Here is a 14,253-nt window from a genome sequence, read left to right as displayed (position 1 = left end):
GGACAGGGTATTATTTTTTGTAAATAAATGCGAGTGTGAGGGGGCACAGGATATGAGACAGGGATATAAGTTTATACGCGAGAGTGGCTGCGAGCATGACGATGATTATCTCAGTCATCTTTTTAACGATATTTTCTGCTGGACGAATGGCACATATAAGCTCTGTTATACACACCCGGACATGGAGACCGTGAACGGAGATAATATACTCGACATTGAGAATGGTGAGAATAAAATACTGTCATTTGACTATCATATGCAGCTCCTTGTAAGCAAGAGAAATAGCCTGGAAAATACAGAAAAGGATAAGGCTGGAGATAACGAAGAAAACGATAGAGAGGTGTGGGAGACTTTGATAAATGCGGCGGCATACGACTTCCCAAATGTCCGGCAGCTCAAGACGGATATACGGACTATACTTGATTCAGACATGGAAGATGCCCAGATCGTGAGGAATAATAGCGGAGATCCGTACGAAAAAGTGCTGTGTCTTGGGACGGAGGGGACACATGTGGAGGATGGATATGTTCTCAGAAGGATAAAGAGATCCCCGGAGTGTGACAAGCCGGATCGGTATGAGCTGGAGATAGGAACAAATTGTGGGGTAGTTCCTGACAGTGCACATTTTTACCGTCTGATCGATCTGGACAGGGAGGATATCCGATGTCTGTATACATGCGTTACGAGATTCATAGAAAATGCGGAGGACTTGTATAACCACCGGCTGAAACTTCGCCGGGATAGAGAAAAGCATAACAAGAAAATTGACGGCGAAGTCCTGATGTGCATGGAGAACAGCTTTGAGCTTGTCACCGAAGGCGAAGAGCTGGCCAGTATCAAATATTGGGATTTTAAAGGCGAAAAGCTGACAGAGGAATATAATGCGAGGGTATGGTCTATAGATGGCGATGCTGGCAGTATTGACCTGGGAAGTGGTGAAATGCTGTATATGGATCAGATATATTCCATAGATAAAAAAAGCCTCACCGAGGAAATGTTGTGTATGGGTGTGGAGGAGATAGCCGAGGATTTCTGTGACAGCATACTTGTGAAGACGGTGACGATGCTGGATGATTTCGGAACCATGGAGGTATATGATCTCTGTGAAAAATATGGTGAATACATAGATAACAGGTATTATATGTACCGTGAGGAACACGGATTTGAGATGCCGGAAGATGTGTTCCCTGGGGATGGTGTAAGGCCGTATGTTGAGAAAGTTGTACGGATTTTGAAGTCAAAAATATAAAAATATAACAAAAGCATGTATATATGAATCCCAGCTGCCCTGCTGGAAATCATATATACATGCTTTTATGCTTTGATAGGGCAAATATGATTTAAATGCAATAGTTATCTGCCGCCTCAGGTCTTTCTGCCACAAGGTCAGCGATGGTGGTGGTGTCTACCACGTCCCGGATCGCTTTGTCCAGTCTGCGCCAGAGACCTATGGTGGAGCATCTTGCCTCGCGTTCGCACTGGAATTCATCTGCATCAAGGCACGCAACAGGAGATATGCCGCCCTCAGTGAGCCTTAAAACCATTCCAACTGTTATGTCTTCAGGGGCTTTTCGGAGAAGATAACCTCCCTGTGGACCTCTGGTGCTCTTCACCAGCCCGCCGGAGTTCAGCACAGAAGTGATCTGCTCAAGATATTTCTCGGATATTTCCTCCTGTGCGGCAACATCCTTGATGCTCACTGGCTTGCCGTCTGTCCTCGATGCTATATTTATAAGGAAACGCAGAGCGTAACGCCCTTTTGTGGATACTTTCATAATATAAACCTCCCAAATGCCTGTATTTACTGATGATTTCACATCATTTACACGTCTATTATAACATCTGAAAAAAAACAATCAAGATAATTCATAAAAAACCTATTGACAAAGTGGGAATTAGGCTGTAATATACAGCTATGCTTAATTCATAGTTTTCGAGTAGGAATTATGTGAAAAGTAAAAATAATCACAGAAATGATGCGATCAAGTCAAATTTCAAAGACGAAAATCGAGAAAGAGGTGTTGATATGCTGGGAAGTACATTTAAACCACAGTACCTTAACGAAGACAGACGAATGTGTTTCATAGAAGTCATGTGTTGCTGCTGTTAAAGCGAACACAGAACAAATAATCATGACACAGATATAAATAACAGATCATACATAATAGACAGAAGATAATAAAGAAGAGTATAATGCCACATGAGCTCATATACATGACAAGATGAATGGGCAGGTGCGCATGACAGATAAACTATTTGAATTTAAGGAGAATAAGATCATGGCAAAGAAGACAAGAGCAGAGAGAAATTTAAAGTTTGAGACATTACAGTTACACGTAGGACAGGAGACAGCAGACCCGGTTACGGATGCAAGAGCGGTACCAATCTACCAGACATCATCATTCGTATTCCACAACTCACAGCATGCAGCTGACAGATTTGCACTCAAGGATGCCGGCAACATCTACGGAAGACTTACAAACCCAACAGAGGATGTATTTGAGAGAAGAATCGCAGCCCTCGAGGGTGGCGTTGCAGCACTGGCAGTTGGCTCAGGCGCAGCAGCAGTAACATACACAATTCAGAACCTTGCACTTGCAGGAGACCACATCGTAGCAGCAAAGAATATCTACGGCGGAACATACAATCTCCTTGCACATACACTCAAGGATTACAATGTAGATACAACATTCGTTGATCCACTTGATCCACAGGCATTTGAGGATGCTATTCAGGAGAACACAAAGGCTCTCTACATCGAGGTCCTTGGAAATCCTAACTCAGAGGTTTCAGATATCGAGACAATTGCAAATATCGCTCACGCACACAAGATTCCACTTGTGATCGACAGCACATTTGCAACACCATATCTCGTAAGACCTATCGAGTACGGCGCTGACATCGTAGTTCATTCAGCAACAAAGTTTATCGGTGGACACGGAACAACTATCGGTGGCGTCATCATCGACAGCGGTAACTTCGACTGGAAGGCATCAGGCAAGTTCCCACAGCTCACTGAGCCAAATGAGAGCTACCACGGCGTAAGCTTTGTAGACGCAGCAGGTCCTGCAGCATTTGTCACAAGGATCAGAGCTATCCTCCTCCGTGACACAGGTGCTACGATCTCACCAATACACTCATGGATATTCCTTCAGGGACTTGAAACACTGTCACTCCGTGTTGAGAGACATGTATCAAATGCACTCAAGGTAGTTGAGTACCTGAACAATCATCCACTTGTTGAGAAGGTAAACCATCCTTCAGTTTCAACAGATCCTGAGCAGCAGAGACTGTACAAGAAGTACTTCCCTAACGGTGGTGGTTCAATCTTCACATTTGAGATCAAGGGTGACGCAGAGACAGCCAAGAAGTTCATTGACAATCTGGAGATATTCTCACTTCTTGCAAATGTCGCTGATGTAAAGTCACTGGCTATCCACCCGGCATCAACAACTCACTCAGAGCTGAATGAGGCTGAGCTTATCGATCAGGGAATCAAGCAGAACACTATCAGACTTTCAATCGGTACTGAGAACATAGACGATATCATCGAGGATCTTGACGAGGCATTCAAGGCAATTCAGGAGTAATCGATATAAATAATGAATATAAGAGAAGACCACAAATAGTGAGCATAATAAATATCAGGAAAGGTAATGGTACGATAATATGAGTAATATATATAAGAGTGCAGCAGAACTTATAGGTAAGACTCCACTTCTGGAGCTTTCAAACATAGAGAAGAAGAATGATCTCAAGGCAAATATCCTTGCAAAGCTTGAGTATTTCAACCCAGCAGGAAGTGTAAAGGACAGAATCGCATTCCAGATGATCGAGGATGCTGAGAAGGATGGAACACTTAAGCCGGGTGCAACCATCATCGAGCCTACATCAGGTAACACAGGTATCGGTCTTGCATCCATAGCAACAGCCAAGGGTTACAAGGCGATCATCGTTATGCCTGAGACCATGAGCGTTGAGAGACGTAACATCATCAAGGCATACGGTGCTGAGATAGTTCTCACAGACGGAACAAAGGGAATGAAGGGAGCCATCGCAAAGGCTGATGAGCTTTCAAAGGAGATCCCTGGCAGCTTTGTAGCTGGACAGTTCGTAAATCCATCCAATCCAAAGGCACACAGACTCACAACTGGTCCTGAAATCTGGGAGGATACAGACGGCAAGGTAGATGTATTTGTAGCCGGTATCGGAACAGGTGGAACTATCACAGGCGTTGGCGAGTATCTGAAGGAGAAGAATCCAGATGTAAAGGTCATCGCCGTTGAGCCTGCCACATCACCAGTCCTCTCAAAGGGCGTTTCAGGAGCACACAAGATACAGGGAATCGGTGCAGGATTTGTTCCTGACACACTTAACACAAAGGTATATGACGAGATCATCGCCGTTGAGAATGATGACGCATTTGTAGCAGCAAAGGAGATCGCATCAGCAGAGGGAATCCTCGTAGGAATCTCATCAGGTGCAGCTTACTTTGCAGCAAAGCAGATCGCAGAGCGCCCTGAGTATGCAGGCAAGAATATCGTAGTACTTCTTCCAGACAGTGGAGACAGATATTACTCAACTCCGTTATTCGGCTAAATGGATATATAGTAATTGCTGTGATATAGAATTTATATGAAAAAGCCACCACATCGTGTTTTGATGTGGTGGCTTTTTTTGAAAGTACCCTTAATTAGCTGCATAAATAGTATACAATTGGATAACCTTAAAACTGATAGAACTTTGAGGGGAAATGCCCTTAATTGGGTTGACTTTCCCTTAAAATGTGCTAATATTTAATGGAAAAGGAGCAAATTAAGGGAATGAGAACTTTTAATTACAGTAAAATAAAAGAAGAAAAATGGGATTCTGAAGTGCTTGGACTCATAGCTGCAATATATAGATATGCAGGTAAACAGGAACTGTATTTAAGACAGCGTCCGGATGAACTGGATAAGCTTGTTGAGATAGCAAAGATCCAGAGCACGGAGGCGTCCAATGCCATAGAGGGTATAGTCACAACAAATACAAGAATAAAGCAGTTGGTTGAGGAGAAGACCACACCGAAGAACAGAGCCGAGGAAGAGATAGCAGGTTACAGGGATGTGCTGGGGGTTATACATGAAAGCTTTGATGCAATACCTATAACTCAGAATTATATACTTCAGCTGCATAAGATGTTGTACAGTCATATGAATAACCCATTTGCAGGAAGAACAAAGACGGTGCAGAATTATATCAGCGCAACTTATCCTGATGGGCAAACGGAAGTCCTGTTCACGCCGATGGCTCCATTTGAGACACCGGAAGCGCTGGACAGGATATGTGGGGAATACAACAGGGTGATCGGTAATTTCGAGGTGGAGCCGCTGATCGTCATTCCTGTTTTTATACATGATTTTCTGTGCATACACCCGTTTAATGATGGCAATGGCAGAATGAGCAGACTGCTCACAACGCTTCTGCTATATAGAAGTGGATTCTATGTTGGAAAGTATATTTCTCTTGAGGCAAAGATAGCGGGGAATAAGGAGTTATATTATGAGTCGCTTGGGAAAGCCCAGGCAGGCTGGCACGAGGGCACAGAGGACGTGATCCCGTTTATAAAATATCTCCTTGGGACAATACTGGCTGCTTATAAGGATTTTGAGGAGCGCTTTGAAATCGTAGAGGAAAAGTTGCCGGCGATTGAGATGGTGCGAAAAGCAATACTGCTGAAAATAGGAAAGTTTACAAAGCAGGATATAATGGAACTTTGTCCGTCTCTCAGCATCAGTTCGGTAGAGGGAGCACTCAGAAAACTCGTAAAAGAGGGCGATATAGGCAGAGGCGGTACAGGCAAGTCTACCTATTATGTCAGAATGAAATAACAAATGCTTGTTTTTTTCACTTTAGCTTGTTAATCTATTGTACGAAACATGAGATCAGCCGCTAATTGCCGGTGCATTTGAGATGGTGGGCAGATTGGGATAAGACTGATCTGAATGAATTGATATTAGGGGAAAAGGGATATAAGACTATGAAAAAACTATCAGATAGACAGAAAACACTTATAAAATGGTTGTGTGTGCTGGTGCTGGTCGGACTTATCATATATGTGTTCCGTGACATGGCAGGCCCTATAATGTCGCAGCTTGTAAAGACAAGTCCTGTGGTCGTGGCAGCTATTCTCGGAGCGACGCTTTTATACGGAGTGATAGAGAGCTGCATAACGTTTATCCTCATGCGACAGGTGGAGAACAATATGACATTTTTCGATGCAAATATTATGACGTATTTTGTGTAATTTTACAGGGTGTCAACGCTTGGGAGCGGTACCATAGTGGCATCCACATTGTTCATGAAACACTGCAGAATACAGCCGTCGAAAGCGCTTGGTCTGTACTCTATTGATTATGCGATACACAAGATGACCATATGTGTTATGGCGGTGGCATTGTTTCTTGCGAACAGAGAATATATGCTTGGAGTATTTGGCAAATACAGTTCATATGTTGTCCTCGGCGTTATAGCGACCATACTCATAACGATGGCGATAGTGCTCTTTGCGTGCTGGCCGCCGTTTCACAGATTCCTCAGATGGCTTCTTGAAAAAGCTGATGCTTTGTTTAAAGGACGATTTGCAAAGCAGATTGACAGTTTAAGTGGGCAGACAGCTATGATGGAGGATGCCACCAGGGTTGTACTTAAGAAACCGTGGCTTATAGTGGTAGTCATGCTGCTTGATATATGTAAGTTCGCGTGCTGGTTTGCCATACCTTATATAGTGTGTCACAACTTGTGTGATATGAATATTGTCACGTCAATAGGTATAACAGCCATGAGTGTCATGCTGGCGGCAGTCATTCCTATGCCGGGAGGAATCGGATCAAGTGAGCTTGTTATGACAGCGATCTATTCGGGACTTGTTGGTTCTGCTGCAGCCGGAGCCATGGCACTTCTCTATAGATTTGCCACATTCATGTTCCCTTTTATCATAGGTGCATTTACAGCCATATTCTTCAAGAGGTTCAAGAGATATAAGGCGGCGCAGAATGAAAAACAGGGAATCCCGGATGGCGATAGCTTGGCGGATACAGACTCATAGCTGAACCGATAAATGAGTTTATAAAGAACCGATATATATCAATGGTCAGCAAGATGCATGGCAGGTGATATATATCGGCTGGTGAAGGGAAAAAGATACATATGAAGAACATAGTCGCGGGCATACTGGCCCACGTTGATTCGGGTAAGACCACCCTGTCGGAGGCGATGCTCTATCAGGCAGGACAGATAAGAAAGCTTGGGCGGGTGGATCATCAGGATACATATCTAGATACGGACAGTCAGGAAAAGGACAGGGGGATCACGATATTTTCCAAGCAGGCAGAGCTTGCATATGCTGATATGCATATAGCTTTGCTTGACACTCCGGGACATGTGGATTTCGGAACAGAGATGGAAAGAACATTGCAGGTTCTTGATTATGTGGTTCTGGTCATCAACGGTATGGACGGAGTGCAGAGCCACACGGAGACCCTGTGGAAGCTGCTTGAGAGATATGGGATTCCTGTATTTATATTTGTCAATAAGATGGACATGACTGGCTATGACAGAGATTACCTCATGGACAATATCAGACACAGACTGAGTGATGGCTGTGTCGATTTTTTATGTGAAGATTCAGGAGAGCAGATCGCCATGTGCGATGAGGCCATGCTTGAACATTTTCTTGAGACTGGGGCAAATGATGAACAGGACGTGGTAAATGCCATTGCGGGCAGAAAGCTGTTCCCATGTTACTTTGGCTCTGCACTCAAGAATGAGGGCGTGTCAGAGCTTCTTGACGGCATGAACAGATATGTAGTGGAACCTGTGCGCGGGGAAGAATTTGGCGCCAGAGTGTTCAAGATAGGACGTGACGATAAGGGCGAGAGACTTACCTACATAAAGGTCACTGGAGGCGTGTTGAAGCTCAAGGATGTGCTGACGCTCAGAAACAGTCAGGGGGAGGAGAGCCATGAGAAGGTCAACCAGATAAGGGTGTACTCCGGTGCAAAGTACGACATGGTAACCCAGGTTCCCGCCGGATGTGTCTGTGCTGTTCCGGGACTGGTGAATACCTACGGCAGACAGGGAATCGGTGCCTGCCCGGATGGAGAGCTCCCAAGTCTGGAGCCGGTTCTCAGCTATAAGGTCATGTACCCGACTGATGTGGATGCGGTCACGATGGTGTCAAAGCTCAGACTGCTTGAGGAAGAGGATCCCCAGCTCCAGGTGCAGTGGAATGAGACTGCAGGAGAGATATACATCAAGGTCATGGGGCAGGTACAGCTTGAGGTAGTGGCTCAGATGGTAAGAGACAGGTTTGGAATTGCCATCACATACGGACAGGGCAGGATATCATACAAGGAGACGATCGCGGCTCCAGTCATGGGTGTAGGACATTTTGAACCGCTCAGGCACTACGCAGAGGTACATTTGTTGCTTGAACCTATGGAAAATGGCAGTGGAATGTGCTTTGACAGCATTTGCAGCGAGGATGTACTGGATAAGAACTGGCAGAGACTGATACTCACCCATCTTCAGGAGCGTGAGTTCAGGGGAGTGCTTACGGGATCACCAATCACGGATATGAAGATAAGCATCACTGCGGGGCGCGCACATCAGAAGCACACTGAGGGTGGAGATTTCAGACAGGCGACATACAGGGCGGTGAGACAGGGCCTTATGATGGCGGAAAGTGTCTTGCTGGAACCTGTGTATGCATTTAAAATAGAGGTACCACAGGAGTATGCCGGAAGGGTTCTTGCAGACATAGTGAAAATGAGCGGAACTATGGATGGTCAGGAGATATCCGGTGAGACGACAGTCATCACGGGACATGCCCCGGTATATACCATGAGAGAGTATTACAGTGAACTCACAGCATTTTCCAGAGGTACAGGCAGGCTTCAGGTGGATATAGACGGCTATCAGCCGTGCCACAACACCGAAGAGGTTCTGGCTGAGAGACATTATGATCCTGAGCTAGACAGGTTTAATCCATCTTCATCGGTATTCTGTGCCCACGGTGCAGGTTATCTGGTGGACTGGTATGATGTGTATGAGAACATGCATGTGAAGGAGGATCCGGGATTTGAGATCTCGGGCCAGCTTGGCTACACGGAAGATGGCTATGCTATGGATATTCCGGTGAACAGGCCGGGAAAGAGTGTATCGGAGATGTCCATAACAGATGAGGAGCTCAGCGAGATATTTGCAAGGACATTTGGCGGAGATTACAAGGATAAGGATGTGGCACTGAACGGAAGATTCAGGAGAACTACATCTGAGTATAAAGTAAATGGACAGTATAATAAGAGTCAGTCCAGAGACAGGCAGCCCGGAAATGGACCGCTTGTGGGCAGCAGACCCGCTGATAGAGGTATAGCCACGCCTGGAGCGTTCAAGCGCAGGAAAAACGGCGAGGACTATGTCATAGTGGATGGCTACAATGTCATATTTGCATGGGATACACTTCGGGAACTGTCGGAGCACAACATAGACTCCGCCAGAGGTAAGCTCATGGACATACTGTCAAACTATCAGGGATATATGAACTGTAAGTTAATAGTGGTATTTGACGGCTACAAGGTGAAGGACAACAAGGGCGAGAGATTCCCTTATGATGATATAGAGGTGGTGTACACCAAGGAGGGTGAGACCGCGGATGCGCATATAGAAAAGCTCACACATGAGCTTGCGAGAAAGCACAAGGTCACTGTGGTCACATCGGACGGACTGGAGCAGATAGTCACCATGGGCCAGGGTGCAATCCGCATGTCCTCACGGGACTTCAAGGCAGAGGTTGAGAGGGTGAACGAACATCTGAGAGAGAATTATCTGAAAAACGATTGAGAAAATTTGATCAAAACAATTAAGCTGAACTATTTGATTCTGGCTTATTTGATAGATACTTAAAAGGAAGAAGGAAAAAAGGTTTGTCAGGGCAAAATTGCCCGACGGACCATACATAATTACGGAGAACAGCGAGGCTTAACAGTGTATATAAACCAAGCTGATGGGTATGCCTTCGCAGGGGCATTTGAGCCCGCCGGTCCTTAGATGGTGCGCTAAGCAGCATCTTAGTACCGCTGCAGGGCGAAACGAGCGGGAGCGTCCCCTGAGAAGGCATACCCATCAGTTTGGTTGCAAAACACTAGAACCGAGCGTCCGCGTTAATAGGAGGGCAATTTGGCAGATTATATAATGGCGCTGGATCAGGGAACGACCAGCTCAAGGGCGATAATATTTGATAAGGAAGGCAGGATATGTTCGGTGAAGCAGAAGGAGTTCACCCAGCATTTCCCGAATAACGGCTGGGTGGAGCATGACCCTATGGAGATATGGGCAACCCAGATGTCGGTGATGATGGAGGCGAGGGAGACCATGGGAATCCGCACCGAGGACATAGCCGCCATAGGAATCACCAACCAGAGAGAGACAACCATAGTGTGGGATCGAAAGACCGGCAATCCGGTGTATCATGCCATAGTGTGGCAGTGCAGGAGAACTGCGGACAGGATAGAGCAGCTTAAGGCTGAAGGATATGACAAGGTGATAAGAGAGAAAACGGGACTGATAGTAGATCCGTATTTCTCTGCAACAAAGATAGAGTGGATACTTGATAATGTGCCTGGAGCCAGGGAACGCGCAGAGGCAGGGGAGCTGATGTTCGGAACTGTTGACACATGGCTTATATACAAGCTCACAGGCGGAAGAGTCCATGCAACGGACTACACGAACGCATCGCGTACTATGCTATTCAACATTCATACACTGGAGTGGGACAGGGAATTGCTTGCAAAGTTCAACATCCCGGAGAGCATGCTTCCGGCAGTGAGAAATTCCAGTGAGATATACGGATACACGGACAGAGAGATATTTGGCGGTGAGGTGCCTATAGCGGGAGTTGCCGGAGATCAGCAGGCCGCGCTGTTCGGACAGTGCTGCTTTGAGGCCGGTGATGTGAAGAACACCTACGGAACAGGTTGTTTCCTCCTCATGAATACGGGGGATAAGGCAGTTGACTCGCAGCAGGGACTTCTCACCACCATAGCCATAGGACTTGACGGAAAAGTCAGCTATGCGCTTGAGGGAAGTGTGTTTGTGGCTGGAGCAGCCATCAAGTGGCTCAGGGATGAGATGAAGCTCATAGACAATGCAGCGGACACTGAGCGCATTGCTCTGTCTGTGCCGGACAGTAATGGTGTATATGTGGTACCTGCATTTACGGGACTTGGCGCTCCTTACTGGGATGCGTACGCCAGAGGGGCAGTGTTCGGCCTTACAAGGGGAACAAATAAGGCGCACTTTGTCAGGGCGACAGTCGAATCGCTGGCATATGAGACATCGGATGTTCTTGCGGCTATGGAGATGGATGCAGGACTTTCAATCACAAGCCTTCGAGTGGACGGCGGTGCAAGTGCCAATGACTTCCTGATGCAGTTCCAGGCAGATATAGAGAATGCCGAGATTGTGCGGCCTGTGATCACGGAGACAACAGCTCTGGGAGCTGCATATCTGGCTGGACTTGCGGTTGGCTACTATGATAGTCTGGATGAGATCAAGGGTTACTGGAAGGCCGACAGAAGATTTAAGCCGGGGATAACTGAGGATAAGAGGGAGACGCTCCTTGCAGGCTGGAAGGATGCTGTGGAGAGAACGAGAGTGACAAGGTGAATATAAAAATATATATAGAAAGAAAAAAACAATGGGTAATGAGAAAAGTAGGAGGGACTTATGTATTTAGTATTTGATGTAGGGGCAACATTTATAAAGTATGCGTTAATGGACGATGAGGGCAATATATCGGGAAAGGGTAAGACTCCAACCGACAGATATGCCGAGGCTGGAACTCCGGCATTTGTGGCGCAGATCAAGAAGGTGTATGACGAGAAGGTACTGGACTGTGACATAACAGGAATTGCCATGGGGCTTCCTGGACAGATAGATGTCGAGCGCGGCATAGTGTACGGCGGTGGCGGGATCAAGTATCTTGATGGTGCACATCTTGGTGATCTCATATCAGAGGCATGCGGCGGTGTGTCTGTAGCCCTTGAGAACGATGGCAAATGTGCGGCTCTCGCAGAGTTGTGGCTGGGCAATGCCAGCACGGCTACAAATGCAGCAGTCGTTGTCGTGGGTACAGGAATCGGCGGTGGAATAATCATTGACAGAAAGATCCACAGAGGCAAGAGACTTCTGGCAGGTGAATTGTCATATGCCCTCATGAACATGACAAGGGAAGAAGCTGATAATGTCAGATGCTGTGAAGAGCTGACTGTTGAGGAGACATTTGAATATAACCCGTTCATGGTAACCTCAACATGTACTGCAAGCTCCATTACATACAAGGCATCCAAGATAATGCATATGAAGCCAGAAGAGGTGACCGGTGAGATGGTATATCAATGGATAGATGAGGGCAATCAGGAGATCATAGATATGGTTGAGGACTCATACTTCTCCATAGCAAAGCTCTGCTGTAACCTGTACATGACGATAGATCCGGATGTCATACTTATCGGAGGTGGAATGAGTGCCAATCCGAACTTTGTTCCGGGGGTTAAGAAGTATGTGGACAAGATAAGAAAGATTACAAAGACCTACGATGGCATGGTTATCGACACATGCAAGTTCCGCAATGATTCGAATCTTCTTGGCGCGTTGTACAATTATAAGCAGAAGTATGAGGGCGTGAAATAAAATCGCAATAAAACAAACGTAAGATGGAGATGAACTGGAACAGATGGTTCATCTCTTTTATAAATACTATTGAAAATGTAAATCCATGGAGGGAAAATTATGATAATCACAAAGAAACATGGACTCCCGGAGAATTTTCTCTGGGGAGCATCGACAAGCGCATATCAGGTTGAGGGTGCCAATCTGTCACACGGCAAGGGTCCAAGTGTGCAGGATATCAAGACAGTTCCAGCGGGAACAAGTGAGCTGGATGTGTGTGCTGATTTTTATCACAGATATGCAGAGGACATAGCCCTCATGGCTGAGATGGGATTCAAGACATTCAGATTCTCCATCGCGTGGAGCAGAGTCCTCCCAGAGGGAACCGGCAGAGTCAACCAGGAGGGAATTGACTTCTACAACAATGTGATAAATGAGTGCCTCAAGTACGGAATCGAGCCTCTTGTCACAATGTTCCATTTTGATCTTCCTGCGGCTCTTGAGAAAAAAGGTGGCTGGTCGAGAAGAGAGAGTGTTGCCGAGTTTGTTGAATTTGCAAAGCTTCTCTACACAAATTATGGCGACAGAGTAAAGTACTGGCTGACGATCAATGAGCAGAACATGCTCACACTTGTGGGTGACGTGATCGGAACCTGCAACATGGAGGGCGTGACAAATAAATACAAGAAGCTTTATCAGGAGAATCACCACATGCTCCTTGCTCAGGCAAAGGCCATGAAGCTTCTCCATGAGATGTGTCCTGGTGCAAAGATTGGTCCTGCACCAAATATTTCACTGGTATATCCTGCCACATGCAAGCCGAAGGATGTCCTGGCAGCACAGAACTTCAACGCGATAAGAAATTGGCTTTACCTTGATATGGCAGTGTATGGAAGATACAACGACCTGGTGTGGAAGTTCCTTGAGGAACATGATGCCATTCCAGTCATCGAGGACGGAGATATGGATATCATGGAGCAGGCAAAGCCTGATTTTATAGGTTTCAATTATTATAATACTGCAACGGTTGAGTGGGATGACAGTCCGGTTGCTGTGACGGACTCAGAAAAAAAGGATCAGCAATCAGCCGGTATTGAGCCGGGGGTATACAAGGCGTATCCAAATCCAAATCTTCTCCGCACAGAGTTTGGCTGGGAGATAGACCCTGACGGCTTTAGGGCAACTATAAGAGAGATGTACAGCAGATATCACCTTCCTATGATTGTGACAGAGAATGGTCTTGGCGCATATGACAAGCTTACAGAGGATGGCAGGGTACACGACGACTATCGTATAGAGTACTTAAGAAAGCATATAGAGCAGATTAAGCTGGCAGCAGACGAGGGTGCAGAGATGATGGGTTACTGCCCATGGTCAGCAATCGACCTCGTGTCCACCCACGAAGGAATCACCAAGAGATACGGCTTTATATATGTCAACAGAGATGAGTTTGACATGAAGGATCTTGCGAGATACAGAAAGGATTCCTTCTACTGGTACAAGAAGGTCATCGAGACTAACGGCGAGGATCTGAGCTAAAAA

At 46.1% G+C, this 14,253-nt stretch carries 11 protein-coding genes; 10 read left to right on the top strand and 1 reads right to left on the bottom strand.

What is annotated here, in order from left to right:
* The coding region (locus CCU_RS06555; protein WP_208896056.1) for a hypothetical protein at positions 1-1,249 on the top strand (1,249 nt) is incomplete at its 5' end.
* Between the two features lie 91 nt (positions 1,250-1,340).
* On the opposite strand, the gene CCU_RS06550 is transcribed toward CCU_RS06555, so the two are convergent.
* Positions 1,341-1,775, bottom strand: a complete 435-nt coding sequence (locus CCU_RS06550; RefSeq protein ID WP_015534027.1) for an RrF2 family transcriptional regulator — start codon at positions 1,773-1,775, stop codon at positions 1,341-1,343.
* Positions 1,776-2,279: 504 nt separating this feature from the next.
* On the opposite strand from CCU_RS06550, the gene CCU_RS06545 reads away from it, so the two are divergent.
* From CCU_RS06545 to CCU_RS06505, 9 genes are all read left to right on the top strand, one after another.
* A complete protein-coding gene (locus CCU_RS06545; RefSeq protein WP_015534026.1) occupies positions 2,280-3,590 on the top strand; it encodes an O-acetylhomoserine aminocarboxypropyltransferase/cysteine synthase family protein in 1,311 nt (436 codons plus the stop codon).
* 79 nt (positions 3,591-3,669) lie between these two features.
* Positions 3,670-4,599 (top strand): cysteine synthase A, encoded by a 930-nt coding sequence (cysK, locus tag CCU_RS06540; RefSeq protein WP_015534025.1) that lies wholly within the window; start codon positions 3,670-3,672, stop codon positions 4,597-4,599.
* Positions 4,600-4,823: 224 nt separating this feature from the next.
* Positions 4,824-5,870 (top strand): Fic family protein, encoded by a 1,047-nt coding sequence (locus tag CCU_RS06535; protein ID WP_015534024.1) that lies wholly within the window; start codon positions 4,824-4,826, stop codon positions 5,868-5,870.
* Positions 5,871-6,019: 149 nt separating this feature from the next.
* Entirely contained in the window at positions 6,020-6,286 is a 267-nt protein-coding gene (locus tag CCU_RS06530) for a hypothetical protein (RefSeq protein WP_208896055.1), read from the top strand.
* A gap of 9 nt (positions 6,287-6,295) precedes the next feature.
* Positions 6,296-7,087, top strand: coding sequence for a lysylphosphatidylglycerol synthase transmembrane domain-containing protein (locus CCU_RS06525; RefSeq protein WP_442852313.1), 792 nt, complete (start codon positions 6,296-6,298; stop codon positions 7,085-7,087).
* A gap of 101 nt (positions 7,088-7,188) precedes the next feature.
* Positions 7,189-9,882, top strand: coding sequence for a translation factor GTPase family protein (locus CCU_RS06520; RefSeq protein WP_015534023.1), 2,694 nt, complete (start codon positions 7,189-7,191; stop codon positions 9,880-9,882).
* Positions 9,883-10,218: 336 nt separating this feature from the next.
* Positions 10,219-11,706, top strand: a complete 1,488-nt coding sequence (gene glpK, locus CCU_RS06515; protein WP_022216921.1) for a glycerol kinase GlpK — start codon at positions 10,219-10,221, stop codon at positions 11,704-11,706.
* 60 nt (positions 11,707-11,766) lie between these two features.
* Positions 11,767-12,732: an ROK family protein gene (locus tag CCU_RS06510; protein WP_015534022.1), complete on the top strand. Its 966-nt coding sequence runs from the start codon at positions 11,767-11,769 to the stop codon at positions 12,730-12,732.
* A gap of 99 nt (positions 12,733-12,831) precedes the next feature.
* Complete coding sequence (locus tag CCU_RS06505; RefSeq protein WP_015534021.1) at positions 12,832-14,250, top strand: glycoside hydrolase family 1 protein; 1,419 nt, start codon at positions 12,832-12,834, stop codon at positions 14,248-14,250.
* Positions 14,251-14,253 lie beyond the last annotated feature (3 nt).

The organism is Coprococcus sp. ART55/1, from assembly GCF_000210595.1.
Lineage (GTDB): Bacteria > Bacillota > Clostridia > Lachnospirales > Lachnospiraceae > Coprococcus > Coprococcus aceti.
The sequence above is the reverse complement of the archived record's forward strand: the minus strand, read 5'-3'. Positions and strand labels throughout refer to the sequence as shown.

Bases quoted from the DNA above. Each gene is read 5' to 3' on its own strand.
- CCU_RS06550 (WP_015534027.1), bottom strand. From the start codon at position 1,775: ATGAAAGTATCCACAAAAGGGCGTTACGCTCTGCGTTTCCTTATAAAT.
- CCU_RS06530 (WP_208896055.1), top strand. From the start codon at position 6,020: ATGAAAAAACTATCAGATAGACAGAAAACACTTATAAAATGGTTGTGT.
- CCU_RS06545 (WP_015534026.1), top strand. From the start codon at position 2,280: ATGGCAAAGAAGACAAGAGCAGAGAGAAATTTAAAGTTTGAGACATTA.
- CCU_RS06535 (WP_015534024.1), top strand. From the start codon at position 4,824: ATGAGAACTTTTAATTACAGTAAAATAAAAGAAGAAAAATGGGATTCT.
- cysK (WP_015534025.1), top strand. From the start codon at position 3,670: ATGAGTAATATATATAAGAGTGCAGCAGAACTTATAGGTAAGACTCCA.
- CCU_RS06510 (WP_015534022.1), top strand. From the start codon at position 11,767: ATGTATTTAGTATTTGATGTAGGGGCAACATTTATAAAGTATGCGTTA.
- CCU_RS06520 (WP_015534023.1), top strand. From the start codon at position 7,189: ATGAAGAACATAGTCGCGGGCATACTGGCCCACGTTGATTCGGGTAAG.
- CCU_RS06505 (WP_015534021.1), top strand. From the start codon at position 12,832: ATGATAATCACAAAGAAACATGGACTCCCGGAGAATTTTCTCTGGGGA.